This is a genomic window from Lawsonibacter celer (genome assembly GCF_014281125.1).
In the GTDB taxonomy this organism is placed as follows: Bacteria; Bacillota; Clostridia; order Oscillospirales; family Oscillospiraceae; genus Lawsonibacter_B; species Lawsonibacter_B celer.
On record NZ_JACOEA010000002.1, the window covers coordinates 270,991 to 295,613 of the forward strand.

Consider the following 24,623-nt stretch of genomic DNA (forward strand, 5'->3'; position numbering starts at 1 on the left):
CAAGCAAATTCTGGGGAAGATTAAAATTTTGTGAAAAGCGCCGGTTTCCGTTGACGGCCGTGGCCGGAAAATGCTATAGTGGTCCCAATCCCCTTTTCTGGAATTCTGACAGCGCTGCGGAGGCATTTATGGATAAAAAGCTCTTCAAGAGTATCCTGCTGATCATCACCTATGCAGTGGTGTTGGTGATGGTGCTGGCCCGATTGGACGTGGTGAGCGGCGGCGTGCGCATGTTGCTGGACATTTTCCAGCCTCTCATCATTGGGTTTGCCCTGGCCTTTGTGCTTCATCGCCCCTGCCGCTTTTTTCAGCGGCTTTACTCCCGGGGGCTGGCCCATACCAGGGCCAGCGGCGCGGCCAAGCCGTTGGCGGTGCTCACCGCTTATCTGATGCTGATTTTTGCCGTCATCGCTCTCTTTTCCTTTGTGATGCCCCGGCTGATCGCCAGCATCCAGACCTTTGTAGGCAGCCTGGGCGGCTATGTGAGCAATCTGCAGACCTGGGCCAACCAGCTGCTGGAATACCTCAACCTCAGCGAGCTGGACCTGTCCGGCCTGAACAGCGGCCTGCAGAAGCTCTTTAACAGCGTGCTGGATCTGCTCTCCACCCTGGGTCCTCACCTGGTGGAGCTGGCCGGGAGCATTATTTCAATTGTGGTCACAGGCGTTCTGGCCCTGGTGTTCTCCATCTACATGCTCTCCGGCAGCGAAACGCTGCTGCGCCAGTGCGGCCGCCTGCTGCGGGCTTATGTGCCCGCCCGGTTCTCCCGGCCGCTTCTGAACGTCATCCATCTCACCGCCGATACCTTTGCCAATTTTGTCACCGGCCAGCTGATTGAGGCCTGTATCCTGGGCGGTCTGTGCACCGGCGGGATGCTCTTTATCCAGGCCGATTATGCCCCTCTCATCGGCGTCATTGTGGGCGTATCCGCGCTCATCCCCGTAGCGGGCGCCTATGTGGGGGCAATCGTCTCCGCCCTGCTGCTGGTGATGGTGTCCCCGCTCAAGGCGCTGACCTTTCTCATTTTCCTGGTCATCCTGCAGCAGGTGGAGGGCAACGTGATTTATCCCCGGGTGGTAGGGACCTCCATTGGTCTGCCCGGCATCTGGGTGCTGGCGGCCGTCACCGTGGGCGGCGGGCTGCTGGGTCTGCCCGGCGTTATCCTCAGCGTTCCCCTGGCGTCGGTACTCTATACCCTGCTGCGGCAGGATGTCCGCCGCCGTCTGGACACTCCCCCCGCCGTGCCGAAAAAATAAGCCGATTAAAAGCCGCGCGGCAAGAGCCGTGCGGCTTTTTTCAATAAAAAATGACCCGTACCGCCCATGCCGCGGCAACAAAACCGGCCAGGTCCGCGCATAAGGCGGCCGGCACGGCATAGCGGGTCTTGACGATGCCCGCCGCGCCGAAATAGACGGCAATGGTATAAAACGTCGTCTCGGTGGAGCCCAGCATCACCGCCGCGGTGCGTCCGATCAGGGAGTCCGGCCCATAGGTGGAAATCAGCTCCGCTCCCACCCCCAGCGCGGCGCTGCCGCTGACGGGGCGCACCAGCATGAGCCCCACGGTTTCCGGCGGGATTCCCAGCCGGGTGAGCACCGGTGCAAGCGCCTGTGCCGCCAGATCCAAGGCGCCTGAGGCACGCAGCATGTACACGGCGGTAAGCAATCCCACCAGGGCGGGCACGATCTTAATCAGCACCCCCAGCCCCTCCCCCGCGCCGGCCACCAGGGCGTCATACACATCCACCCTGCGGAACATACCGTAAAGCGCCGTTCCGGCGATCAGAACGGGGACCAGCATGGTAAAGGCCAGATCCATCTATCTCCACACCCTTCCCAGTACTTTCACTGCCGCGATTCCGGCGCATACCGACAGGGCCGAAGCCAGCCATACCGCCGGCAGGATATCGAACGGCGCGGCGCATCCTGCGGCCAGGCGGACGCTGGCCACGGTTGTCGGAATCAGTTGAATTGAGGCTGTGTTGCACACCACCAGCATACACAGTGCGTCGGAGGCAACTCCCGGTGTGCGGCGACTCATCTGCCTTGCAGCCTGAATCCCCAGAGGTGTGGCTGCATTGCCCAGACCCAACAGATTGGCGGACACATTGGCGGAAATGCTGTCCATGACCTCCCGGTCCCGGGCAAACGACGGGTACAGCCGCCGCAGAATCGGCCGCAGCAGCCGAGACAGGCCGCCGGACAGACCGGAGCGCTTCATAATCTCCATGACCCCCATCCACAGGCAAAGCACCCCCGCCATGGACAGGCACAGCTCCACTGCCGCGCCGGCTCCCTCCATCGCCGCCGCGGCAACGTCCGGCCCCCGCCCTGTCGCCAGAGCGCAGACAATTGATACCACTACCATCCCGGTCCAGATGACCGCCATCGCCATATGCACGTCCCCCTTTTCTCTGTGTCAGATATACGCACCAGGGCCGAAAACTATGTTGTTTTGCGCTCTCTCTTATTTACCATTTTTTTACTTTTTGCCTGTATTTTCACAATTTTATATGCAATTTCTGTAAAATAATTTCCAATTCTTTATTGACAACCTCATTCTCCATGTTATAATAATGTCAGTTTCTAGATAAACTCGGAAAAACATGGTAATCCACGGGGAAAGGAAGTATTTTCATGAAATCAACGGGTATCGTACGTAAAGTGGACGAGCTGGGCCGCATTGTGCTCCCCATCGAGCTACGCCGCACCCTAGACATTGCAGAGAAAGATTCTCTTGAGATTTATGTGGACGGGACCTCTATTGTACTGAAAAAGTACCAGCCCGCCTGCATTTTCTGTGATGATGCCAAGGATGTCATCAACTTTAAGGGCAAGAATGTCTGTCCCAACTGTATCAAGGAACTCCAGCTGAAGTAAGTACTTTTTCGACGAAACGGAAAGCCCGCCACCGATCATCCGGTGGCGGGCTTTTTTCTTTACGCACTTCAAAAGCGTCTTTTTCAGGAAAAATCTTGTTTTAATAGAAAAAATATTATTTTTACAGAAAATAGAAAATCAGGAAACAGCTATTTCCCCACTGCCAGGTCATAGAGCTCGTTCTTTGGAAGGCCGCTCTCCCTGGCCACCTGCCGGACCGCATCCCGGAGGGTGGCTCCCGCCTGCCTGAGTACAGCCACCTGCTCCAGCCCCTGCTCCAGGCTGATTCCGTCCGCTTCCTGCGCACAGGTTCCCTCCACTACCAGCACAAACTCCCCCTTTGGCGGGTTGGCTTCGTACCACTGCGCCGCCTGGCCCATGGTGGTCCGCCGCACCTCCTCGTGAAGCTTGGTCAGCTCCCGGCACAGGGAGATCCGCCGCTCCGGTCCAAAGGCCGCCTCCAGATCCCGCAGGGTGGCCGCCAGCTTGTGGGGCGCCTCATAGAAGATCATGGTCCGCTCTTCCCCGCGCAGCCGCTCCAGGTGGTCGCGGCGGTTTTTCTTATTCATGGCCAGAAATCCCTCAAAGGTAAACCGCCCAGTGGGCAGGCCGGACACCGACAATGCCGTGACCAGAGCGCAGGGCCCGGGAATTGCCACCACCGCCACCCCGTTTTCGGCGCACAGGGCAACCAGCTCCTCCCCCGGGTCGCTCACCGCCGGGGTTCCCGCGTCCGTGACCAGGGCACCGCTCTCCCCCGCCAGCAGGCGGCTGAGCACCGCCTGTCCGCCGTTTTGGGTATTGTGGCGGTAATAGGAGAGCATGGGCTTTTTGATCCCCAGGTAATTGAGCAGCTTTAACGATACCCGGGTATCCTCCGCGGCAATAAAATCCACCGCCGCCAGCGTATCCGCCATACGGCGGGAGATGTCCCCCAGGTTGCCGATGGGCGTGGGGACCAGGTACAGTGTTCCGGCCATAGTCAGGAACCTCCCATGATTTTTGTGGGCAAAACGGCCAGGCCCGGCCGCCCCAGACGCACGGCCTCCAGCAGGACGGCGGAGGGCGGCCGCTCCGGACCGTGCTGCACCAGCTGCATCCGTTTGGGCTCCAACCCATGCGCCCGCAGCTCCGCCAACAGCTCAGCCAGGCGCTCCGGCCGGTGCACCAGGGCGAAGCGGCCGCCGTTTTTCACCATCCAGCCGGCGGTCGCGCACAGCTGCGCCATCGTACAGCACTCCTCCGCCCGGGCCCTGCCGCCGGAGGCGCCTGCCGCCACCGGGAAGTAGGGTGGGTTGGATACTGCCAGGTCAAAGCTTCCGGCGGGGACATACTCCTTCGCCCGGCGCAGGTCGCCGGTCATGATCTCTCCCGCCAGCCCGTTCTCCGCCAGATTCCTCCGGGCCAGCTCCGCGTCCGCCGCCTCCAGCTCTATCCCGGTCACGCGCAGGGAGGGCTCCCGTCCCAGCAGCAGCAGGGGCAGCGCCCCCGCGCCGCAGCCCAAATCGCATACCCGCCAGCAGGGCCGCAGGGAGGCAAACCCGGCCAGCAGCAGCGTGTCCTGCCCCAGGGGAAAGCAGTCCTCCGACTGGACATAGCGGAAGGGCCCCAACTGCTCCGCCCGCCTCACAGGCACTCCATTCCCTGCATCAGGTGGCGGACAATGCGCCCGGTCAGGCCCCAGATGGCATGTCCCTCCCACCGGTAGATGGGCACGTCGCCCCTCCCCCTGCGCCAGCGGTAGCCCTGGGGGAAACCAATAAGCTCATAGGGAAAATCCTCCGGCACCTCCGGCACCATATCATAAGTATACTCCATCGGCGGATGTTCCCGGAAAAACTCCACCGGGACCAGGAAGGTCTCCTTCACCTCATCCGGGCCGGGCTTCAGGGCGGCGGCCGCCGCCGGATCCACCCGTCCCAGAATGGGCTGCATAATAAATTTTCCTTGGTGGACCAGATAGTCCAGGGGCGCGATCAGCTCTACCGCGGCGGGCGGGATCGCCAGCTCCTCCTCCGTCTCCCGCAGGACGCACTGCTCTGCCGTCTCCCCGGCCTCCACACGCCCGCCCGGAAAGCATACCTCCCCCGGCTGGCGGCGCATGGTGTCCGCACGCACTTCAAAGAGCAGATGGGGCTCCCCCGCCCTTTCTACCAGAGGCACCAGCACCGCATAGCGGCCGGGAATGTCCTGTGGAGCCGGAATATGCCCGCGGTAGCGGGCCTCAAAATCGGAAACTCTCAGCATTGGCGGCGTTCTTCTCCTTTGGCCCAGCCTCCAGCCGGGCCGCTTTTTTCTTCAGTATAACCCCCAGCGGCCGGTCCATTCAACCCCAGGCTGCATGCCTCGGCTTCCCCGCGCTTTGCGTGCGGGTGTGCCGGCCTAAAACAGACAAATGGCCACGGTAGCCACCGCATAATAGAGCATGGAGAAGCGGAAGTTCTGCCGCAGGGCAATCTCCCGGGGCGGGAGATGGAGCAGATGGGAGAGTAGCAGGACCAGCCCCGCAAAGGGGGAGACCATATAGGACAGACAGCAGCCCAGCGCGGTGGCCAGAGAGAGCTGCAGCGCCGTCGCGCCGCCCACCAGCTGCATCAGCAGGGGCCCCAGCACGGCCAAGGAGACCATGGGGTGTACGCCGATGAGGGAAAAGGCCACAATCATCAGGGGGATTACCGCCAGCAGCAGGGGGACCGGCAGGGCGTTCAGCGGTGCAGCGGCCCTGTTCAGCACGGCGTCCAGGCCCACGTACTGCAGGGCGTGGGAAAAAAGCCCCATGGAGATGAAAAAGGCGCTCAGGCTGCCCGAGTCCGGCAGGGTATCCACGGCAAATTTCTTTACCTCTCCCCCCAGATTGGGGATGCGGCACTGGCTGAGCAGCCAGACCGCCGAGACCACCGCCACGGCCAGAATGAGCCGCTCTCCTCCGCTCACGTTGGGCAGCAGCGGCTCCAGGAAGGATACGCTGCACACGATCACCAGGATAACCAGCGCCAGCACCGCAATCTTGCGGAAGGAGCCGGGCGCGGGCGCCTGCTTGTCTTTGGCCATGGGGTATGTACGCAGGCGGGGATACTGGGTCGCGCCGCCGATGGCCATTCCCAGCACGGCCAGACCAATGGCCGGCAGCATATATTGGGACCACTCCATATCGAAAATCTGCAGCGTCATCAACACGGTCAGGGAGCCGGGGGCCCACAGAAACGCCGTGCTGTGCCCCCGGGAAATGGCGCTGGAGACAAAATGGGGATAGTCGTCGATCTGGTCGGTCAGCTTCTGATCAAAGGAGCTGAGCAGCACGATGACCTCGCCGATGTTGAGAATGCTGCACAGCAGGTGGGCAAACAGCTCCACCAGGAAGTAGAGCACCCCCTGGTTCCGGGCGTACCGGCGCAGCGCGTCCGAAATCGCCCGGCTGTAATTGCCCGTGCCGATGGCGATGGACAGGGTCTGCATCACCACGATGATGGCCACTGTCTGAAGCATGGAATTCAGCCCCTCGGCCCATACCTGTGCCGGGGCCCGCTTCCAGATCAGCAGGACGGCGCCGCAGAGGGTAAAAATCCACGCGGGAATGCGGAAGGAAGAGGAGATGCGCGGCAGGAAAAGCACCAGGAGCACCCCGGAGACAATGGCCCGGGGCCACAGCAGCGTCCAGCCCGTCAACGCGCGCAGCAGGTAAAACACGCCGATGCTCAGCAGCAGAAGCGTATCCAGAACGGGCGGTATCACCCTCCTCTTTGCCTGTGCCGTACTCACAGCCGATTCCCTCCCCATTGCAGGATAAAATCTGAAGTTTATTCTACCGCCAAACAGGGCGGGCCGTCAAGTTCCTGCGGACCAAAGCGGTTGAAAACGAGCGGGCGGCGCCCCACGCGCCGCCCGCCCGTTCCGATCTTCTGCCTTCCTACAGCAGGATCAAACCATATCTTCGGCTCATCTCCGCCAAAAACTCCGCTTCGATCTCCCCCGCGGTGCCGTCCCAGAACGCGCGGCCCTGATAGAGGCGCAGCGCCCGCTCCAGAAGCTCGGGCACGTCCGTCCACAGGCAGAGCGCGTCCTGCACCGCATATTGGTTCTCGGCAAACAGATCCAGGTCGTCCTCCCGCAGGATGGAGATCTTCAGCGCCCCCTGGGGCCGCTCCTCCTCGGCCTCCAGGATCTCCTCCAGCAGATTGGGCGTGCATGGAATGGTCTCCCCCACATCCACATCGGGGGTGATAAAGCGGGCCTCCCGCTCGCTGGCGCAGGGGATGACGTCCGGATCGTGCTCCGCCGGAACAAACGGGGAAATCTCCGTCTCCGCCAGGGCGCTCCGCAGGGCGGCCACATGGGCCGGGGTAGTGCCGCAGCAGCCGCCGAACAGGCGCACCCCCGCCCGGGCAAAGGCCGGCACATACGCCGCCAGCGCCTGGGGCGAACACAGCCCCTCCCCCGGCAGGCCGGCGTTGGGCTTGGCGATCAGGGGCACGGCGGCGTAGGGCGTCAGCCGCTCCAGCTGCTCCAGCATAGCCTCCGGCCCATAGGAGCAGTTAAGGCCGAAGGCGTCCGCCCCCATGCCCTGCATCACGATCAGGGCGGCCAGCACATCAGTCCCCGTGGGCGTGCGCCCCTCCTCGTCGCAGGTAAAGCTCACCCACACCGGGCTGCGGGAGACACGCTTCACCGCCAGAAGCGCGGCCCGCGCCTCCGCCATTGAGACCATGGTCTCAATCACAAACAGGTCCACCCCCGCCCGCTCCAGCGCGGCCGCCTGTTCAGTGTAGACGTCCAGAAGCGTTTCAAATACGCCCTCGCCAAAGGGCGCCGTCGGCAGCCCCGTGGGGGATAGATCGCCGGCCACCAGAATGCCCTCCCCCGCTGCTTGGCGGGAAAGTGCTGCCAGCCGCCCATTGTACTCCTCCACCCGGTCAGCCAGACCGAAAGGCTCCAGCCGGGCCCGGTTCGCCCCAAAGGTGGGGGCCAGGAGCACCTGACTGCCCGCCGCCACATATTCCTTCTGCAGCTGCACCAGCACCTGCGGGTGCTCCACAATCCACCGCTCCGTACACGCCCCGGCGGGCATGCCCCGCCGCAGCAGCTCAGCGCCTGTACCGCCGTCCAGCAGCACAGGCTGGGATAAGGGAATGGCGTCCATCTTAACCGTATTCCTCCCAATCTTTGAATCGTTGGTTAGTATATCACGGTTCTGCGAAAAAAAGCAAGCGGGACCGCAGCGCAAAGCCGGGTCCCGCCTGTTTTTGTACAAACTTTTTACATTTTCTCTGGGGCGGACACGCCGATCAGATCCAGCCCGTTGGCCAGCACGGCGCGCACTGTGTCCGCCAGCTTAAGTCTGGCGCTCTGCAGCTGCCTGTCGTCCACCATACACCGGCAGGTGTTGTAGAACCGGTGGAAATCCCCGGCCAGGTCGGTGAGATAGCGGTTGATGCGGGATGGGTCGTAGTCCCGGGCGGCCAAGTGAATCTCCTCGGGGTACTGAGCCAGGGACTTGATCAGGGCCAGCTCCTCCGGCTGGGTGTACAGCTCCGGCTGAACGCTCCCCGCCTGCGCCACCTTCACGCCCTCCTCCTCCATCCGGGAGACCAGGCTGCAGATGCGGGCGTGGGCGTACTGCACATAGTACACCGGGTTCTCACTGTCCTGCCGCACGGCCAGGTCCAGGTCGAAGTCCACCGGGCTAGTGGCGGAGCGGGAGTTGAAGAAGTAGCGGGCGGCGTCCACGCTCACCTCGTCCAGCAGGTCGTGCAGGGCGATGGCCTTGCCAGAGCGCTTGGACATGCGCACGGGCTTGCCGTCCTGCATCAGATTGACCAGCTGCATGAGCACCACAATCAGCCGGTGGGAGCCATCCAGCCCCAGGCCGTCCAAGGCGGCCTGCAGCCGGGCCACATGGCCGTGGTGGTCGGCGCCCCACACGTCGATGGCCTTGTCAAAGCCCCGCACCTCCAGCTTATTGCGGTGATAGGCGATGTCGGCGGCAAAGTAGGTGTAAAAGCCGTTGGCCCGGCGGAGCACGTCGTCCTTCAGGTCCAGCTTGTCCACCTGCTCCTGGGTCTTGCCCTCGGCCAGATACTTTTTCTTCAGCAGCTGTGTGGTGTTCAGCCACAGGGCCCCGTCCTTCTCGTAGGTCCAGCCCTTTCCGGCCAACAGCTCCACGGTCTCGGCCACATAGCCGCTGTCATGGAGGGCGGACTCGTAAAACCACTGGTCATATTCGATTTTATACCGGCGCAGGTCGGCCTGCATCTTGGGGATGTTCCGCTCCAGGCCGAAGCGGCTCATGGCCTCCAGCCAGTCCGCCTCCGGCCTGTCCCTGTAGGAATCCCCGTGGGCCTCGTAGAAGGCCTGGGCCAGCTCCCTGATGTCGTCCCCATGGTAGCCGCTCTCGGGAAAGTCGAAATTTTCCTCCCCCAGCAGAATCTGCATGTAGCGGGCATGAATGGACTCGGCAAATTTGTGGATCTGATTGCCCGCGTCGTTGACGTAGAACTCTTTCCACGTGTCAAAGCCGTCCCGCTTAAGCACGTTGGCCAGGGAGTCCCCCAGCACACCGCCCCGGGCGTTGCCCATGTGCATGGGGCCGGTGGGGTTGGCGGAGACGAACTCCACCATGACCTTCTCCCCCCTGCCCTCACACCCCTGTCCGTAGGCGGGGCCCTCGGCCTCAATGTCGGAGAGCACGTCCCCATACCACTTGGGGCCCATGGTGAAGTTCAGGAAGCCGGGGCCGGCGATCTCCACCTTGTCAAACCAGGTGCCCGCCAGATCCAGGTGATCCACAATCGCCTGGGCCACGTCCCGGGGCTTTCGGCCCAGGGCCTTGGCCCCCGCCATGGCAAACGAGGAGGCGTAATCCCCATGGCTGGTGTCTTTCGGGATCTCCACCCGGCCGGTCACAGCCACCCCCGCCGGGAGCGCCCCCGAGGCGGCGGCCTTTTCATAGGCGGCCTGGGTGAGCTCGGCCACCTGGTCCTTGGCCGCCTGAATCAGATTGGACATGTATCTATCACCTTTTCCTTTGGAATTACTGCTTGAGTCCCCGTCCCTTTTCCCGCACCTTAATCTGGAACAGGTTTTCCCCCGCCACGGCGTGGTCGATCTCCAGCGCGTAGGAGATCTCGATCTCTCCCCCGGCGGCGGCGATGGCGGAGCGCATCTTCTGAGTGTTGACCCCGATGGACAGCGCCCCGTAGGGCGTGTTGTACATGGACAGGTGACGGCGCCCCTCCTCGAATACCATCTGGGAGTTGTACTCCCCCACCCGCATGAGGGTGATCCGCCCCTGCTCGATCTGAAAGGTGGTCAGCGTACCCTCCAGGCCGGTCAGCTCACTCTCCTGGTAGCTGAGGGTATAGCCCGCGTCGCCGTCCGCCTCCAGCCGCCCTTCGGTCACCAGTTCGATGGTCTCGCTCTGGGTATCCGGATAGGACTGTACCCCTTTAATCGAAATAATCACATTGTTTTCCATGGTTAACCTCTTTAATTTACGGCCCCGCCGGATGCGGCCTTGCCGGCATCCCTTTCTGCGGTCAGGTTTAAGCCGCTCTATTATACCCGCAACCCTCCGCAATGTAAAGCCCCGCTTCAGTAACGGCTGATGTCCACCTGCTCCACATCTTCGGTCACATCCCGCTGGAGGAACAGGGAGGCCAGGCGTGAGAAGTCGTCCACCCGGTCGCTGACAAAAAAATGGCAGCGGCCAGCCGCTCTTCCGGCCAGGGCGTCCCCCTCCTCCAGCCGGAGGGCCGCCGCCCGGGCGCCCTCGGCGCCGGCGCTCACCAGCCTTACCTCCGGGCCCATGTAATTGGCGATGACCGGCTCCAGCAGCGGGTAGTGAGTGCACCCCAGCACCAGGGTGTCCACCCCAGCCCGCTTCAGCGGGGAGAGATACTCCGCCGCCACCGTCTCAATGACCACATCCCCCGGCCGGATGCGGCCGTTCTCCACCAGGGGCACAAACAGGGGACAGGGCTGCGCGATCACCTGCGCCCGCGGGCGGCAGGCGGCAATATGGCGCTCATACGCGCCGCTGCGGATGGAGGCCTGGGTGCCGATGAGCCCGATCCTTCCGCTGCGGGTGGCCTCCGCCGCGGCGCGGGCGGCAGGCTCCACCACCCCCAGCACTGGGATGGGGTTCTCCGCCGCCAGCAGGTCCAGCGCCGTGGTGGACACGGTGCCGCAGGCAATCACAATGGCCTTGAGATCAAACTGCCGCAGAAAGGCCACGTCCTGCCGGGCATACTTGATAATGGTCTCCCGGGACCGGCTGCCATAGGGCACCCGCCCGGTGTCTCCGAAATAGACAATATCCTCCTCCGGCAGCAGGCGGCACAGCTCCCGCACGGCAGTCAGGCCGCCCAGGCCGGAGTCAAAGACGCCGATGGATCGCTGATCCAAGACGATTCCTCCCAAACAAATAATCAATTGGCCCTACTATCATATTCGAATTCCCTGCGGAACACAAGAGGCAGTTTCATATTTTCCCTGCGCGCTGTGTTTGACATTTTGGCGCAGTCGATTATAATATGGAGCAGGGGTGTCTGCCCCAACGTCTTTCAGCGAGGAGGTTTCGTGTATGAAGCTGGAATTGACGGCCAAGCAATTTCGCCGCCTGCTGGATATGGCCTATATCGGCAACTGGATCTTGAACTCCACCCGGGGCGACGACCGCTTTCGGGACTATGACGAGGTGGAGAGTCTGCTGTTTGACAAGGCCCGCCAGGAGGGCATGGGCGTGCTGGCGGAGGTCTGGCAGGGCGAAGTGGTGCCCTCCCGCGCCTTTGCCGAGGGCGGAATTCACGAGGCCATTATGGAATACGAAAACAACGTGTTTTTTGACATTCTGGCGGAGGATCTGGCCCGTCGGGACATGGAAGACGTCCCGATTGATGAGAGCAATTACGACGAGCTGGCCTCCCGTATCGACGCCTATATCGCCGAATTTGAAGAACACGGCACAGACAACGTCCTGGTGGACGCAGATAATATTCCATGACAGGAAAATTCCGGCCCAAAGAAGCCGCCCGGAACGGGCGCTGCATACAGCAGGGACGATTCAAAGAATCGTCCCTGCTGTCATTTTATTCTGTTCAAATTCTTTCTTTAACCTTAAGATTCTCTCTTCAATGGTTGAAATAACACGCAGAAACGCCGCGTCTCCCCTGCCTGTGGGGTCGTCCAGCCCCCAATCCTCCCGACGCTTGCAGGGCAGGCTGGGACACTGAACATTACACCCCATCGTCACCACCACATCGACCTGCGGCAGCTCGGTTAGAGGCTTACTGCGCTGGGTGGCCTCCATGTCAATTCCATAGCGCTCCTTTATCAGTCGTACGGCATCCGGATTGATCTGCTGGGTGGGCTGTGTTCCGGCGGAGCAGCTGTCAAATGCATCCGCTGCAAGGCTCCTGCCCAAGGCCTCTGCAATCTGACTCCTGCAGGAGTTGTGGACACAGATAAAGGCTACGCTCGGCTTACCCACGATCATCCCTCCATTTGTGCCAAAAGCCGCTCTACCTCCCGGGCTTTCAGCACCTTGCCTGTGGAGACCACCTTTTCGTTGACCACAATTGCAGGCATGGACATGGCGCTGTAGGCCATGATTTTCTGCAGATCGGTAATATATTCCACCTGCGCTGCAAGCCCCATGTCTTTCACGGCTCTCTTCGCCTGTTCGAACTGCTCCTGGCACGATGCGCATCCCATCCCAAGCACTTTGACCGTCAGCGTGCCGCCGGTCCGTCTCTCAGTCCCGCAGTCGGCCCGCCCCTTCCGGCATGCACAGGGCGCGGGCCCAACGCTCTCTTTTTTTCTCTGAAACAGTCCCATAAAAGCTTCCTCCCCATTTTTAAATTAATATATCCTGAATGGCGTTAAAGAAATACCCGACCAGAATAATACCGACCATACAGATCCCGATGAACAACCCCAGCAGTTTTGGCCTCACCACCTTTTTCAGCATGATGAGAGAGGGCAGGCTCAAGGTTGTCACTGCCATCATAAAGGCCAGCACGCTCCCCAAAAGCGCGCCCTTTGCCAGCAGGGCCTGCGCCACCGGAATCGTCCCAAAAATATCGGCATACATCGGGGCGCCGATCAGCGCAGCCAAGATTACGCCAAGAGGGTTGCGGCTCCCCAGGACCATCTGCACCCAGTCCTCTGGAATCCAGTTGTGAATGATCGCGCCGATCCCCACACCGATCAGGATGTAGGGAAAGACCTTTCGGAAGGTGGCCGCCACTTGGTCTCTGGCATAGACGAGCCGCTCTTTGGGCGTCTGCCCGGAGGAATCCACAGCCGCGCCGCTGGCATTCCTGACAAAGTCCTCCACATACCGCTCCATATGGAGCTTCTCAATCAGCGCCCCGCCCAATACGGCGACAACAAGGCCCATCAACACATATGCCACAGCCACCTTTGTACCGAACATGCTTATCAGCAGTATCAAACTGCCCAAGTCCACCATAGGAGAGGAGATCAGAAAAGAGAAGGTCACGCCCAACGGCAGCCCGGCGCTCGTGAAGCCGATAAACAGTGGGATGGACGAGCAGGAGCAGAACGGCGTCACCGTTCCCAGCAGAGCGCCGATGATATTCGCCCAGACGCCACGGAAACGACTCAAAATCCGTTTGCTCCGTTCCGGCGGAAAGTAACTCTGAATATAGGAGATCCCGAATATAAGGGTACACAGCAGCACCGTAATTTTGACCACGTCGTAGAGGAAAAACTGAACGCTCCCACCCCATCGTGAGGCTGTATCCAGCCCCAGCCGGGCCAGGCCAGCGCCAATCGCCCCGTTCAGCCATTCCATCCCCAAAACCTGCTTTTGAATAAAGTCCCACATAGAAAGGCTCACCTCACGGGCCAAATAAGATCAAAATATTTTGATGTGTTTTGCAAAAGAGAAGCCATCCGTTCAGATGGCCTCCTCCGGTACACGGCAGACACACCCGCCGCCCCGCTCCATATCCGGTGTGGTAAGCTTTCTCAGCAGGGCTATGGCCTCCTCCCGTCCCCGGGCATCCAAGCGGTAGTGGGTCCACTTCCCCTCCTGCCGGCTTGCCACAATACCCGATTCACAGAGGATCTTCATATGATAGGACAGCCCCGGCTGGGTCAGCTCCAGGCATTCCAGCAAAACACACGCACATTTTTCACCGCTGCGCAGCAACTCCAGAATGGCCAGTCTGTTTGGATCACACAGAGCTTTAAATATCCTTCCCGCTTTTTTCAGCTCGCTGTTCATAGGCTACTCCATATCAAAATTATTTGATATAATCATTATACGCGTGTTCGATAAACCTGTCAACAAGATACATAAAAAAATTTTTATGTATCTTGCGGCACAGTCCCTTCTTAGTACAGCCGGCATGGAAACGAAGGGCAGCGCCATCTTAAAAAGACGACGCTGCCCAAGCCCGGTATTCTTTTTTGTCAATAGTAATTGGCAAGCATCGACATGCTCAACCAAGACAGCTGGCCACTGTCCAGGCTCAGGGTTCCGTCCGCGTTGCGCGCCACAAAGACCTGGCTGTTCTCCGGCTCCACAGGCTGCGCCTGGGCCAGGCCCTCCCGGAAGAGGCTGACTATCAGCTGGTTCCACTCCGCCTCATAGGCCGCCCATTCCGCATCCGTCATCTCATCCGGATAAGCGGCGTTGAGCTCCTCCGCCCTGGCATCTAGCTGTTCTACCACGTACAGCAGCGCGTCGGTGGGGACGATCTCCACATCCACCAGAAATCCGCCGCTCTCCTCCTCTCCCTGGCCTACCAGATAGGAGGCCTTGGCATACGTCTCCTGCAGCAGACCCGCCAGCTCCTGGCGCAGGGCGTCGTCCATTTCATAGATCTCCAGGCTGTAGCCCAGCCACTCCGCCTGTTCCTCCAGGAAGGCCTGGCGGCGGGTCTGGAGCTCTGCCTCGGTGATACCTAGGGCCTTCAGATAGTCCGGCTCACAGGCCCCCTTAAAATAGGCGTCCATGGCACACTGCACATAGCGCGCCGCGCCGAACTGGGCGCTCACACCGGGCTCACGCCAGCCCATCGCCACCTCATAGTCCAGCACCGTGGCCCCGTCGGGGGGCGCGGTGGGGACCGTCCGGGTGGTCACGGAGGCGGTGGACCCCATGCTCATCTCAATTTTACCCACATAGGCACCCTTAAAGGCGAAGGAGCCCTTCATGCTCAGGGGCGTGCCGGATACATCCATGGTGATCTCTACCGGGAAGGAACCGGGAATCTTCACGCTGCCCTTGCAGGAGATACTGGTCAGTTTTCCAGCGCTCACCCTGGCGGTCATGGTCAAATCCACCGTGGGGAGCTTGCGCTCTCCGGTCAGCAGGTCGCCGATCGTCAAGTCGTCCAGCAGCCCCAACTCTGCCGCCCGCTTGGCCAGGGCGGCCATATCCAGCTTGGCGGTATAGGTGGCGTTGTCGCCTGAGCCGGTCTTGGTAAAGTTCTCATCGGAGCATACCAGCAGGAGAGGCTTGGCGCTGTCCATCGCCACCTCCCACGGGCTCTGTCGGTAATAGTAGTAACCGTTCCGGGTCGTCTGGACAATCATCCGGCCCACGGTGGGCAGTTCCAGCGCTCCGCTCAGCGCCTGCCGGAGGACCTGAGCCGTGCCCGCATCCAGGGTCTGCCCCACCCAGGCGCCATCCGGCAGTTGGGTCCCCAGCACCTGTCCCAGGGTATCGCCCTTGGCGTAGAACGTTCCGCTCTCCGCATGGAAGATCAGGCTGTAACGGCTGTCGTTCAGCAGATCCACATACTCCAGCGCCTCCTGGGGAAGGGCGGAGAAAATCGTCTCCTCCAGGTCGCCCAGATCCACCCTCAGCTTTACGTCTGCGCTGAGGCCGCCGCTGTTCTGCAGGCCCTGCACATCCAGCGCAATGGAGGCGGTATCGTGCTGCTTCTCCCCATACAGGGTCCCGGAGAGGGTCAGCTTCTCCGTGGTGGCATAGGTTTTGGTGCGGTCCACCGCCGCCTGACCGGCGGCCAGAATAGCGTTCAGGCTGGTAAACTGCCCGTCCAGCTCGGCCTCCAGGGCGGCCCAGTCCGTCAGATGTACCACTTCATAAGTATCATCCCAGTATACATCCAGTCCCAGTGCCTCCGCGGCAAAACGAGCGGGAATGTAGGTGCGCCCCGCCTGCGCAAAGGGGGCCACATCCATCTCAATGTACTCGATTTTGTCCCCGCGCACCGTCTCCAGCTGGGTGCTGTCCAGGTGCAGGATCAGGCTGTCCCCGTTTTCCAGCACTGCGGTGATTTTTCCCCGATCATAGTTCACGGCGGCGCCCATCCCCTCCAGGAAGGCGCGCACCGGCACCATGGTGCGGCCGCTGACCGCCCGGGGCGGGGTTGTGCCCAGGTCCATGTACGCCCCGTTGAGCGCGAGGTTGATGCCGTCCGGATAGGGCATGCCCATCTCGATTTTCTCCTGGCGGAGATAGTCCGCCCACTCATCTTCGTCCTCATCGGCGCGGTATTCATAATACCAGGTGTCATAATCGCTCCAGTACTGGTCATAGAGCAGGCTCACGGCCCACTGGTATTCGCCCCAGTACTCCTCCCACTCCTCATCGCTCCAGGACGACGCGGCGTCGGTCTGCGTCTGGGTCCAGTCGCACCAGGGCCCAAACTGCTCGTACAGACTCTGCTCCGCCTCCGCCTCCCCGGCGGCCAGGGCCGGGCTCAGACAGCTGACGGTAAGCAGCAGCGCTAACAGCATGGCGATTGGTCGTTTCATACGGCTTCCTCCTGTTTTAGCAATTTGCACAGTTTCTTTTCCTTTATTATACAATTGATTTGGGGCTTTGTCCACAACAATTGTTTAAACAAATTTTAGGTATGGATTATTACCATAATCATATCCTGTTTTTATGCTAATGCCAAATAAATCACCGTGCATTCGCATAAAAGGCGGCGGAATTTTTGAAGAAATTCGATTTCAATGGACAGAAAAACATCTGCGGCGGACAGATCCGGATGCTCCGCCTGTGCAGGCACATGTCCCAGGTCACGCTGGCCATTAAAATGCAGACAGAAGGCGTGACTATGGAGCAGGACGTGGTCAGCCGGATTGAGTCCGGGGCCCGCCTGATGACAGACTATGAGCTGCGCGCCTTTGCCGCGGTTCTGGACGTCCCGCTGGAGTCCCTTTTCCCTCCGGAAACGAAATGACCCACAGGCAGACGCCTGTGGGTCATTTTCTGCTTCTGTACGCCCGCCGCCCGTCAGCTGCGGGCGGCAAAGCCATCCCGTTCCTGCTCCAGCGCGCCGATCTGCGCCCCGGTGGTCCGCCGGATCTCCTCCAGCCGGGCCATGGCTTCCAGCACCCGCCGGTACACCTGGTCTACATTGTCCTGGGCGTCCCGGATGCCCGACTGCACCACCCAGTCGGCAAAGAGTCCGTCAAAAAAATAATCCGCAAAGGTGGCGAATTCCCCAATCTCCACCTGGGGGCAGCCGGGCAGCGCCACGTCGGCCAGCTCGGACCGAAAGCGGGAGAGGGAGCGCTGGGCATGGTTGATGCCGTCCCGGGCGGCGTTGATGTGGTCGTGCTTTGCCATGGTCACGAACAGCCCGCCGCCCACCATGTCCCAGACCCCCATATCCCGGGCGCTCTTCAGCTCGCCCAGCACCTGCTCCAGGGCAATGCGGGCCTCCCGGCCGGCGCGGAGTGCCTCCTCTGTCTCCCGCAGCCGGGCGCGCAGGGCGGCCAGCTGCTCCTCCAACTCCTCCAGCCGGCGGCCGGTCTCCCCGCCCTGGGCGATGAGCAGCGCCCGCTTTTCCGCCCGGACCCGTTCCAATTGGGCGGGGATATCCCGCAGCGTCTCCCGCTCGCCGGTCAGGCGCAGATGTTCCCGGTTCAGCCAGTCCAGGTCCCGGACAGCCTGATCGTGGCGGAGCCGGGCGGCCACGACCTCCCGCCGCTCCTGCTCCAGCCGATCTTCCTTCTTCCCACTCAGATTCAGCAGCAGCCCCTTCAGGCTGAAGCCCTCCAGAGCGTCCACATCGGCCTGCTCCTTCTCCAGGAACGCAGCCGTCTCCTGCTCCAGCGCCTCCCGCTCGCGGTGCTGAGCCTGAAGATCCCGGAGCATGGACTCCACCTTGCACCGGCGTGCCTCCTGCTCCTCCAGCGCGCGCAGCTGGGCGTTGAGTTCCTCCATGGTTGGCATAGCGCTTCTCCTTTCTCCGCTCGGCCCGTTTCTCCTTTTATTTTACCGGACGTCGCACCGCCCTGCAATCGTTTTTCTGGACTTTCCCGGCCCTTTCACGTAAAATATCAGTTACAACAACAAAGCAAGGAGATTCACCATGGAACCCATTATACAGATTCTCGCCCGGGAGCTGAACCGGCCCGCGGGACAGATTGAAAACGTCATCCAGCTCATTGACGAGGGGAACACCATCCCCTTTATCGCCCGCTACCGCAAGGAGCTCCACGGCGCCATGGACGACAGCACCCTGCGCACCCTGGCCGACCGGCTGCAGTACCTGCGCAATCTGGACCAGCGCCGGGGGGAGGTCAAGGCCGCCATCGAGGGCCAGGGCAAGCTGACCGAGGCGCTCGCCGCCGCCATTGACGGCGCCGCCACCCTGGCCGAGGTGGAGGACCTCTACCGCCCTTACAGGCAGAAGCGCCGCACCCGGGCCACCATCGCCCGGGAGAAGGGGCTGGAGCCCCTGGCCGACCTGCTCTTCGCCCAGGAGCGGGACTGCCCTGCCCCGGAGGAGGCCGCGGAGGCCTTCGTGGACCCTGAAAAGGGGGTGGAGACCACCGCGGACGCCCTGGCCGGGGCCTCGGACATCATTGCCGAGCGCATCAGCGACGACGCGGATATCCGCAAGCGCCTGCGGGCCCTGTACGTCCAGAAGGCGGCACTGGTCTCCAGGGCCGCGGCCAAGGAGCCTGAGGACAGCGTCTACCGGCTCTATTACGACTTCCGCGCCCCGGTGAACCGGGCGCTGGGCCATCAGGTGCTGGCCATCAACCGGGGGGAGCGGGAGGAGATTTTAAAGGTCTCGGTAGAGATGGACCGGGAGGCCGCCCTTATCCCCATCCGCCGGGCGGTGCTGGTCCCCGGCGCGCCCTCCATGGCCTTTGTCCGTTCTGCGGCGGAGGATGCCTACGACCGGCTCATCTCCCCCAGCATGGAGCGGGAGATCCGCAGCCTGCTCACCGAGGAGGCCGACGAGGGGGCCATTCGCAATTTTGCCCTCAATCTCAAGCCCCTGCTGATGCAACCCCCGGTGAAGGGCTTCGTGACCATGGGGCTGGACCCGGGCTACCGCAACGGCTGCAAGGTGGCGGTGGTGGACGCCACCGGCAAGGTGCTGGACACGGCGGTGGTCTACCCCACCTTCAACGAGCGGAAGAAACAGGAGGCCATCGACGTGCTCGCCCGGCTCATCCGAAAGCACTCCGTGGCCCATATCGCCATCGGCAACGGCACCGCCAGCCGGGAGACCGAGCAGATGACCGTGGAGCTGATTAAAAAGGTGGGCGGCGGCGTGAGCTATGTGATCGTCAACGAGGCGGGGGCCAGCGTGTATTCGGCCTCCAAGCTGGCCGCCGAGGAATTCCCGGAGTACGACGTGAACCTGAGAAGCGCCGTGTCCATCGCCAGAAGGCTGCAGGACCCGCTGGCCGAGCTGGTGAAGATCGACCCCAAGGCCATCGGCGTGGGCCAATACCAGCACGACATGCCCCAGGCCCGGCTGGACGAGGCCCTCTCCGGCGTGGTGGAGGACTGCGTCAATGCCGTGGGGGTAGACGTGAACACCGCCTCCGCCCCCCTGCTCCAGCGGGTGGCGGGGCTGAACGGCACTACGGCCAAAAATATCGTCAAATACCGAGAGGAGAACGGAGCCTTCACCACCCGCAGGCAGATTCTGAAGGTGCCCAAACTGGGTCCCAAGGCCTTTGAGCAGTGCGCAGGCTTCCTGCGGGTGCCCGAGAGCCGCAGTGTGCTGGACAACACCGGCGTGCACCCGGAGAGCTACGACGCCGCGGCCAAGCTGCTGGAGCTGACCGGCTACACCCTGGCCGATGTGACCTCGGGGGGCCTGTCCGGTTTGCAGGACAAGCTCTCCGCTCAGGGCGAGGAAACAGTCGCCCTGGCCTGCGGTGTGGGCGCGCCCACCCTGCGGGACATCGCCGCCGAGCTGATGAAACCCGGCCGGGACCCCCGGGACGAGCTGCCCCGCCCCATCCTGCGCACCGACGTGCTGGAGATGAAGGATCTAAAGCCCGGCATGGAGCTCACCGGCACGGTGCGCAACGTCATCGACTTCGGCGTGTTTGTGGACATCGGGGTGCACCAGGATGGACTCGTCCACATCTCCCAGCTCTCCCAGCGCCGGGTCAGGCACCCCTCCGAGGTGTGCGCCGTGGGGGACGTCGTCACCGTCTGGGTACTGGAAGTGGATGAAAGGAAGAAACGGATTTCGCTGACCATGAAAAAGCCGTAAATTCAGGCAATGCAACCTGAGGTTGCGCAAAAAACGTCTCTGGAAACGCCCGGTTGGTGGCGGTTTGGCCTGGGAAACGGCACAATGGGGACAGATGAAACGGAGGGCGAAGATATGTCTTATTTTCCTGAAAACCTGTCCCTGCTCCGCCGGAGGGCGGGGTACACCCAGGAGTCCCTGGCCGAGGCGCTGAACGTCAGCCGCCAGGCGGTCTCCAAATGGGAGAGCGGCCAGACCATGCCCGAGGCAGACAAGCTGCTGGCCCTGGCCGATCTGCTGGGCTGCACCCTGGACCAGCTGATGCGGGAGGCTCCGGCGCGGGAGTCCCGCGCCGGAGCTGACGTGCCCGGCACTGTGGCCAGCGGCCCCGAGTCGGAGGGGCCGGTCCTCTACGACGCCTATGTCCGGCACATGAACCGCTTCGCCTGCATGATGGCCGGTGGGGTGTCCCTGGTACTGCTGGGCGTGGCCTTTGTTTTCGTGTGCTACCAACTGATCGGGGAGAGCGTTCTGATCACGCTGCCCCTGTTCGCCTGTCTGGGGGCGGCGGTCTTTCTCTTTGTCTCCGGCGGTATCTCCCACGGGGATTTTCAGCGCAGCTATCCTGAGATCCCGGACTGCTGCGACCCGAAGGAGCGGGCCCAGTTTCAGCGGCTTTTCCGCACCGGAATCGCCGGGGCGGTGGCCGGCCTTTTGGCCGACGCGGCCCTGCTTGTCACGCTGACGGCGCTTGGCCCGGCCGACCGGGCGGTCGTATGGGCCGCAGCCCTGTTCTTTGTCATCCTGGCCTTCTGCGTGGGGACCCTGGTGCTTCTGGGTGTCCTGCACAGCAAGTACGACCTGGAGGAGTACGCCCGGGCGGCCGGGCCGGACAAAGGGCGGGACTGGGGTGGCGCGATCATGCTCGCCGCCACCGCCCTCTTCCTGCTGGCCGGCTTTCTCTTGGACCTGTGGCACATCGCCTGGGTGGTTTTCCCGATCGGGGGCATCCTGTGCGCCATTGTGGACACCTTACGAAAGAAATGAGGCTTACTTATGCTCACCTTTGACCAGGCCGGCGACCTGCTGGACCAGATGGCGGAGCGGTTCCCGCCGGAGTTTTACCGGGACCTGAACGGCGGCATCTCCCTGCTGCCGGAGGCCCTGCCCGATCCGGACTTTCCCCCCAGGGAGATGTACATCCTGGGGGAGTACCGCAACGACATGATGGGCCGGTACATCAACCTCTACTACGGCTCCTTCGCCGCCCTGGCCCAGCAGGAGGACTGGACGGACGCGGTCTGGGAGGAGGAACTGTACACTACCCTGGCCCATGAGTTCACCCACCACATCGAAGGTCTGGCCGGGGAACGGGGACTGGAGATCCAGGACACGCTGGACCTGGAGGAATACCGCGCGGAACGGGATGAGTAGAGCGGGCGGGATACGGGGGCGGCGCAGCCTTGCAGGCTGCGCCGCCCCCTACCTTTCCTTCCAATCTCACTTTACAAAAAGTATGCTCCATGCCATACTATAGTTAGATAATTTTGGACAATTGTCTCCAAAGTCCGCGAAATTTGCATACCCTGTTATGGCACTGGCTGTGTCAGATTATTGAAATGAACGGAGGATATCTATGAACAAAGAGGCTAAAAACCAGCGATCCTGAGGCTGATCCCACTCAAGTGGCTTCTCCCGCTGATTGTGGTCGCGGTAATAGCCATCGCTGCGGTAATTACCTGAAAAACAGGATTTTTCACCAAGAGCGATACCGTCAAGCTGGGCTTTGAGGACATCGGGGAGCTGGCCACCCAAGCGGCCTACAGCAAAGAGGTAAGCGTCATCGAGGGCGACCGTAAGCTCTTTGGCCACTCCATCCCCTTTACCCAGAGCAAGTACATCTACAGCTATGCGGTGATCATTAAGGCCGGCCTGGACTTCAGCGACATCGACTGGTCCGTAGAGGGCGCCACCGTCACCGTCCGGCTGCCGGAGGTCCGTATCCTGAGCAGCGAGATCGATCTGGATTCCTTCGAGCTTTATCTGGAGAGCGAGAGCATTTTTCGGCAGATCTCCATAGAGGAAAACAACGAGGCTCTGAAGCAGCTGCGGGAGGACGCCGAGACCTCCGCGGTGGTCAACGGCCTGCTGGACAACGCCCGCAGCAACGCAGAGACCATTCTGACCGGCTTTTTGGCCAATGTGTACGACCTCGAGACTTATAAGATTGAATTCAAAGACAAGTAAGCGCGTTCTGGACAACGGAAAGGCGGAGAGGCAAAGCCTCTCCGCCTTCTTGCGCCTTACAGCTCCCGCACCAGTCGGACCGCCACGCCCACGATACGGGCCGCGCCGGTCTGAAAGTCCTCCATAGGCACGATCTTGGGCTCGTAATTGGGATTCTCCGGCTGAAGGATCACCATACCCTTCTGCGCCCGGAAGCGCTTGAGCGTGGCCTCCTCTCCGTCCACCAGGCAGGCCACGATCTGGCCGTTTTCCGCCGTCTCCTGCCGCCGCAGGAGCACCAGGTCCCCACTGCGGATACCCGCGTTGACCATGCTGTCCCCCCGTACCCGCAGATAAAAGCAGTCTTCCGCTTCCGCCGCATCGGCGGCGGCGTAGCCCTCAATCTGCTCCACCGCCAAGGCGGGCAGGCCCGCCCGGATCTCCCCCAAAATCGGTACCAGCCGCTCCCGACCGGCCGCCATGGCCTCCCGGGGCAGGGGGCGGCGGGGTACGTCAAAGCCCTGCAGCCACATGGGATCCACCTTCAGCGCCAGGGCCATGGCCACGGCCGCGCCCGCCTTGGGCTCCCGCTGCCCCAGTACGTAGCGGTTGAGGGTCTGCGGATTCATCCCCAGCCGCGCGCCCAATTGCTCATAGCTCCAGCCGTGCTCCTTCATCAGCCCCCGCAAGCGAGCGCCAAAGGTGCTCTCCTGCCTCATCCCTGATCCCCTCCTGTCCTGTTTTTGGGACGATTCTATCACAGTTTATCACCAACTGCAATATAAATTTTTCATTTTTAGTTGACTTCTATCTCCAATTGGTGTTATTATTCTAACCAGAACATAAGTTCTATTTTTGCAGCGATCGGTCCATTTTTATCTCCATTCGGTGAAGTTGCAAAAATAAAAATGCCCCGCCATCAGGCGAGACATTTTTGGTGGAGGAGGGTGGATTCGAACCACCGAAGCGAATCGCAACAGATTTACAGTCTGCCCCCTTTGGCCACTCGGGAACTCCTCCATATTCAGTTTCTCCAACCAAATCGAAGCCCAGCCAAGCGGGTTTGATTGGACAGATGGAGCTGGTGGACGGACTCGAACCCCCGACCTGCTGATTACAAATCAGCTGCTCTACCAACTGAGCTACACCAGCACACTAGCTCGTCCACAGCAGATGTTAGTTTAACAGAAGGCAGGTGCATTGTCAAGAGCTAATTTGATATTTGCAATTACATTTTTGAAAGGCAGCGAGAGGACGGTATGAGGACCCCGCGCATCTGGACGCAGGCGCTACGGGACATGCAGAGCCTGCCGCCCGCCGCCTGGTGCCTCAGGTGCCGGGCAGAGCTCTATCCCGGCGAGGACGGTGCAGTGTGTCCCGCCTGCCGGGCGGAGCTGAGGAGAAAAACCAAGGAGGAATCGGATCGGAACTATGACCCTACTGGAGCTATCGGTACAATACCACGCCCAAGCCGCCGCACTGAGGGAACGCGTCGCCCAGCTGCGCGCCCGGCAGGAGCGCAGCTGGGATGAAAATGAGCGGCTGCAGCTGGCCGACCGCATCCGTCTGCTGCAGGCCATGCAGCGGGAGGCGCGGGAGCTGGCGGCCCTGACGGAACACTACTATGAGAGGGGATATTGGCGTAATGTCAAATACACGCTATAAAAGAGGGACGGAGTACGCCGCGTCCATGGCGGTCTATGCCCGCACCATGGCCGAGGACAACAGCGCCCAGATCGCCCAGGTGAAGCGCAATCTGGCCCGGGCCCTGCGGGAGGACGTGACCCCCAAGCAACGCCAGGCGCTGCTGCTCTACTATGGAGAGCGGCTGAACATGCGGGAGATCGGGGAGCGCCTTGGCGTGGACAAGTCCACGGTCTCCCGCAACATCAAGCGAGGGGAACGGCGGCTCAGGCGCTGCCTGCGCTATGGAGCCAGCACTCTTCTAAACGGGGAGCCTTAGAGCCCCAGTCATTTTACGTCTTTGTCAAAAACACCCGGCGTTTTTCTACACCCGCAGTGCCCATGAAAACTTGAACAAAAGGCAGTTCCATGGTAT

Annotated in this window: 28 protein-coding genes and 2 tRNA genes; 10 read left to right on the top strand and 20 right to left on the bottom strand. The window is 61.6% G+C overall.

Annotated elements, in window-relative coordinates; genetic code table 11:
- The first annotated feature begins 128 nt into the window (after positions 1-128).
- Positions 129-1,256 carry an AI-2E family transporter gene (locus H9Q75_RS06045; RefSeq protein ID WP_186565278.1) on the top strand — a complete coding sequence of 376 codons (1,128 nt, stop codon included), beginning with the start codon at positions 129-131 and terminating at the stop codon, positions 1,254-1,256.
- 40 nt (positions 1,257-1,296) lie between these two features.
- On the opposite strand, the gene H9Q75_RS06050 is transcribed toward H9Q75_RS06045, so the two are convergent.
- Positions 1,297-1,818, bottom strand: coding sequence for a spore maturation protein (locus H9Q75_RS06050; RefSeq protein WP_186565279.1), 522 nt, complete (start codon positions 1,816-1,818; stop codon positions 1,297-1,299).
- On the bottom strand, positions 1,819-2,394 hold the full coding sequence (locus tag H9Q75_RS06055) for a spore maturation protein A (protein WP_186565280.1): 576 nt from the start codon (positions 2,392-2,394) through the stop codon (positions 1,819-1,821). It abuts the gene before it with no gap.
- Between the two features lie 242 nt (positions 2,395-2,636).
- Here H9Q75_RS06055 and H9Q75_RS06060 point away from each other — a divergent pair, with 242 nt between their 5' ends.
- A complete protein-coding gene (locus H9Q75_RS06060) occupies positions 2,637-2,879 on the top strand; it encodes an AbrB/MazE/SpoVT family DNA-binding domain-containing protein (protein ID WP_186565281.1) in 243 nt (80 codons plus the stop codon).
- 149 nt (positions 2,880-3,028) lie between these two features.
- Here the strand turns inward: H9Q75_RS06060 and rsmI are convergent, their stop codons facing one another.
- The 8 genes from rsmI to murI all read right to left on the bottom strand — a co-directional run bounded on the left by rsmI (position 3,029) and on the right by murI (position 11,279).
- Positions 3,029-3,859: a 16S rRNA (cytidine(1402)-2'-O)-methyltransferase gene (gene rsmI, locus H9Q75_RS06065; RefSeq protein WP_186565282.1), complete on the bottom strand. Its 831-nt coding sequence runs from the start codon at positions 3,857-3,859 to the stop codon at positions 3,029-3,031.
- 2 nt (positions 3,860-3,861) lie between these two features.
- Positions 3,862-4,509, bottom strand: a complete 648-nt coding sequence (locus H9Q75_RS06070; protein ID WP_186565283.1) for a methyltransferase — start codon at positions 4,507-4,509, stop codon at positions 3,862-3,864.
- A complete protein-coding gene (locus H9Q75_RS06075) occupies positions 4,506-5,126 on the bottom strand; it encodes an NUDIX hydrolase (protein ID WP_243200705.1) in 621 nt (206 codons plus the stop codon). The genes H9Q75_RS06070 and H9Q75_RS06075 overlap by 4 nt, the downstream gene beginning before the upstream one ends.
- 135 nt (positions 5,127-5,261) lie before the next feature.
- Positions 5,262-6,638, bottom strand: coding sequence for a transporter permease (locus H9Q75_RS06080; RefSeq protein WP_186565284.1), 1,377 nt, complete (start codon positions 6,636-6,638; stop codon positions 5,262-5,264).
- A 148-nt stretch (positions 6,639-6,786) separates the two neighbouring features.
- Positions 6,787-8,016 (bottom strand): homocysteine S-methyltransferase family protein, encoded by a 1,230-nt coding sequence (locus H9Q75_RS06085; RefSeq protein ID WP_186565285.1) that lies wholly within the window; start codon positions 8,014-8,016, stop codon positions 6,787-6,789.
- 116 nt (positions 8,017-8,132) lie between these two features.
- A complete protein-coding gene (argS, locus tag H9Q75_RS06090) occupies positions 8,133-9,881 on the bottom strand; it encodes an arginine--tRNA ligase (protein WP_186565286.1) in 1,749 nt (582 codons plus the stop codon).
- 25 nt (positions 9,882-9,906) lie between these two features.
- On the bottom strand, positions 9,907-10,350 hold the full coding sequence (locus tag H9Q75_RS06095) for a YwiB family protein (protein ID WP_186565287.1): 444 nt from the start codon (positions 10,348-10,350) through the stop codon (positions 9,907-9,909).
- A 116-nt stretch (positions 10,351-10,466) separates the two neighbouring features.
- Positions 10,467-11,279, bottom strand: coding sequence for a glutamate racemase (murI, locus tag H9Q75_RS06100; RefSeq protein WP_186565288.1), 813 nt, complete (start codon positions 11,277-11,279; stop codon positions 10,467-10,469).
- Positions 11,280-11,457: 178 nt separating this feature from the next.
- Here murI and H9Q75_RS06105 point away from each other — a divergent pair, with 178 nt between their 5' ends.
- Positions 11,458-11,877, top strand: coding sequence for a hypothetical protein (locus H9Q75_RS06105; RefSeq protein WP_186565289.1), 420 nt, complete (start codon positions 11,458-11,460; stop codon positions 11,875-11,877).
- A gap of 60 nt (positions 11,878-11,937) precedes the next feature.
- Here the strand turns inward: H9Q75_RS06105 and H9Q75_RS06110 are convergent, their stop codons facing one another.
- The 5 genes from H9Q75_RS06110 to H9Q75_RS06130 form a co-directional block, all read right to left on the bottom strand.
- Positions 11,938-12,363 (bottom strand): arsenate reductase/protein-tyrosine-phosphatase family protein, encoded by a 426-nt coding sequence (locus H9Q75_RS06110; RefSeq protein ID WP_186565290.1) that lies wholly within the window; start codon positions 12,361-12,363, stop codon positions 11,938-11,940.
- A 2-nt stretch (positions 12,364-12,365) separates the two neighbouring features.
- Complete coding sequence (locus H9Q75_RS06115) at positions 12,366-12,710, bottom strand: thioredoxin family protein (protein ID WP_186565291.1); 345 nt, start codon at positions 12,708-12,710, stop codon at positions 12,366-12,368.
- Between the two features lie 19 nt (positions 12,711-12,729).
- On the bottom strand, positions 12,730-13,725 hold the full coding sequence (locus H9Q75_RS06120) for a permease (protein ID WP_186565292.1): 996 nt from the start codon (positions 13,723-13,725) through the stop codon (positions 12,730-12,732).
- A gap of 72 nt (positions 13,726-13,797) precedes the next feature.
- The gene (locus tag H9Q75_RS06125; RefSeq protein ID WP_186565293.1) at positions 13,798-14,127 is read right to left on the bottom strand and encodes an ArsR/SmtB family transcription factor; all 330 of its coding nucleotides are present in this window, start codon (positions 14,125-14,127) and stop codon (positions 13,798-13,800) included.
- A 188-nt stretch (positions 14,128-14,315) separates the two neighbouring features.
- Positions 14,316-16,631 (bottom strand): copper amine oxidase N-terminal domain-containing protein, encoded by a 2,316-nt coding sequence (locus tag H9Q75_RS06130; RefSeq protein WP_186565294.1) that lies wholly within the window; start codon positions 16,629-16,631, stop codon positions 14,316-14,318.
- Between the two features lie 185 nt (positions 16,632-16,816).
- On the opposite strand from H9Q75_RS06130, the gene H9Q75_RS06135 reads away from it, so the two are divergent.
- A complete protein-coding gene (locus H9Q75_RS06135) occupies positions 16,817-17,065 on the top strand; it encodes a helix-turn-helix transcriptional regulator (protein WP_186565295.1) in 249 nt (82 codons plus the stop codon).
- 53 nt (positions 17,066-17,118) lie between these two features.
- Here H9Q75_RS06135 and H9Q75_RS06140 read toward each other — a convergent pair whose 3' ends face one another.
- Positions 17,119-18,063 (bottom strand): hypothetical protein, encoded by a 945-nt coding sequence (locus H9Q75_RS06140; RefSeq protein WP_186565296.1) that lies wholly within the window; start codon positions 18,061-18,063, stop codon positions 17,119-17,121.
- Positions 18,064-18,202: 139 nt separating this feature from the next.
- Between H9Q75_RS06140 and H9Q75_RS06145 the strand changes: the two genes are divergently transcribed.
- The 3 genes from H9Q75_RS06145 (at position 18,203) to H9Q75_RS06155 (ending at position 21,772) form a co-directional block, all read left to right on the top strand.
- Positions 18,203-20,359 (top strand): Tex family protein, encoded by a 2,157-nt coding sequence (locus H9Q75_RS06145; RefSeq protein WP_186565297.1) that lies wholly within the window; start codon positions 18,203-18,205, stop codon positions 20,357-20,359.
- A 114-nt stretch (positions 20,360-20,473) separates the two neighbouring features.
- On the top strand, positions 20,474-21,385 hold the full coding sequence (locus H9Q75_RS06150) for a helix-turn-helix domain-containing protein (RefSeq protein WP_186565298.1): 912 nt from the start codon (positions 20,474-20,476) through the stop codon (positions 21,383-21,385).
- Positions 21,386-21,394: 9 nt separating this feature from the next.
- Complete coding sequence (locus H9Q75_RS06155; RefSeq protein ID WP_186565299.1) at positions 21,395-21,772, top strand: metallopeptidase family protein; 378 nt, start codon at positions 21,395-21,397, stop codon at positions 21,770-21,772.
- 177 nt (positions 21,773-21,949) lie between these two features.
- Here H9Q75_RS06155 and H9Q75_RS06160 read toward each other — a convergent pair whose 3' ends face one another.
- Positions 21,950-22,210, bottom strand: a complete 261-nt coding sequence (locus H9Q75_RS06160; protein WP_186565300.1) for a hypothetical protein — start codon at positions 22,208-22,210, stop codon at positions 21,950-21,952.
- On the opposite strand from H9Q75_RS06160, the gene H9Q75_RS06165 reads away from it, so the two are divergent.
- The gene (locus tag H9Q75_RS06165) at positions 22,181-22,585 is read left to right on the top strand and encodes a DUF4230 domain-containing protein (RefSeq protein WP_341480917.1); all 405 of its coding nucleotides are present in this window, start codon (positions 22,181-22,183) and stop codon (positions 22,583-22,585) included. The genes H9Q75_RS06160 and H9Q75_RS06165 overlap by 30 nt on opposite strands.
- A gap of 56 nt (positions 22,586-22,641) precedes the next feature.
- On the opposite strand, the gene H9Q75_RS06170 is transcribed toward H9Q75_RS06165, so the two are convergent.
- The 3 genes from H9Q75_RS06170 to H9Q75_RS06180 form a co-directional block, all read right to left on the bottom strand.
- Entirely contained in the window at positions 22,642-23,283 is a 642-nt protein-coding gene (locus H9Q75_RS06170; RefSeq protein WP_186565301.1) for a LexA family protein, read from the bottom strand.
- Between the two features lie 216 nt (positions 23,284-23,499).
- Positions 23,500-23,584, bottom strand: a tRNA-Tyr gene (locus H9Q75_RS06175).
- A 56-nt stretch (positions 23,585-23,640) separates the two neighbouring features.
- Positions 23,641-23,716 (bottom strand) — tRNA-Thr (locus H9Q75_RS06180).
- Between the two features lie 279 nt (positions 23,717-23,995).
- Between H9Q75_RS06180 and H9Q75_RS06185 the strand changes: the two genes are divergently transcribed.
- Together H9Q75_RS06185 and H9Q75_RS06190 are read left to right on the top strand one after the other, a co-directional pair.
- Positions 23,996-24,229 carry a hypothetical protein gene (locus tag H9Q75_RS06185; protein ID WP_186565302.1) on the top strand — a complete coding sequence of 78 codons (234 nt, stop codon included), beginning with the start codon at positions 23,996-23,998 and terminating at the stop codon, positions 24,227-24,229.
- Entirely contained in the window at positions 24,210-24,527 is a 318-nt protein-coding gene (locus H9Q75_RS06190; protein WP_243200706.1) for a sigma-70 family RNA polymerase sigma factor, read from the top strand. The genes H9Q75_RS06185 and H9Q75_RS06190 overlap by 20 nt, the downstream gene beginning before the upstream one ends.
- Positions 24,528-24,623: the final 96 nt, after the last annotated feature.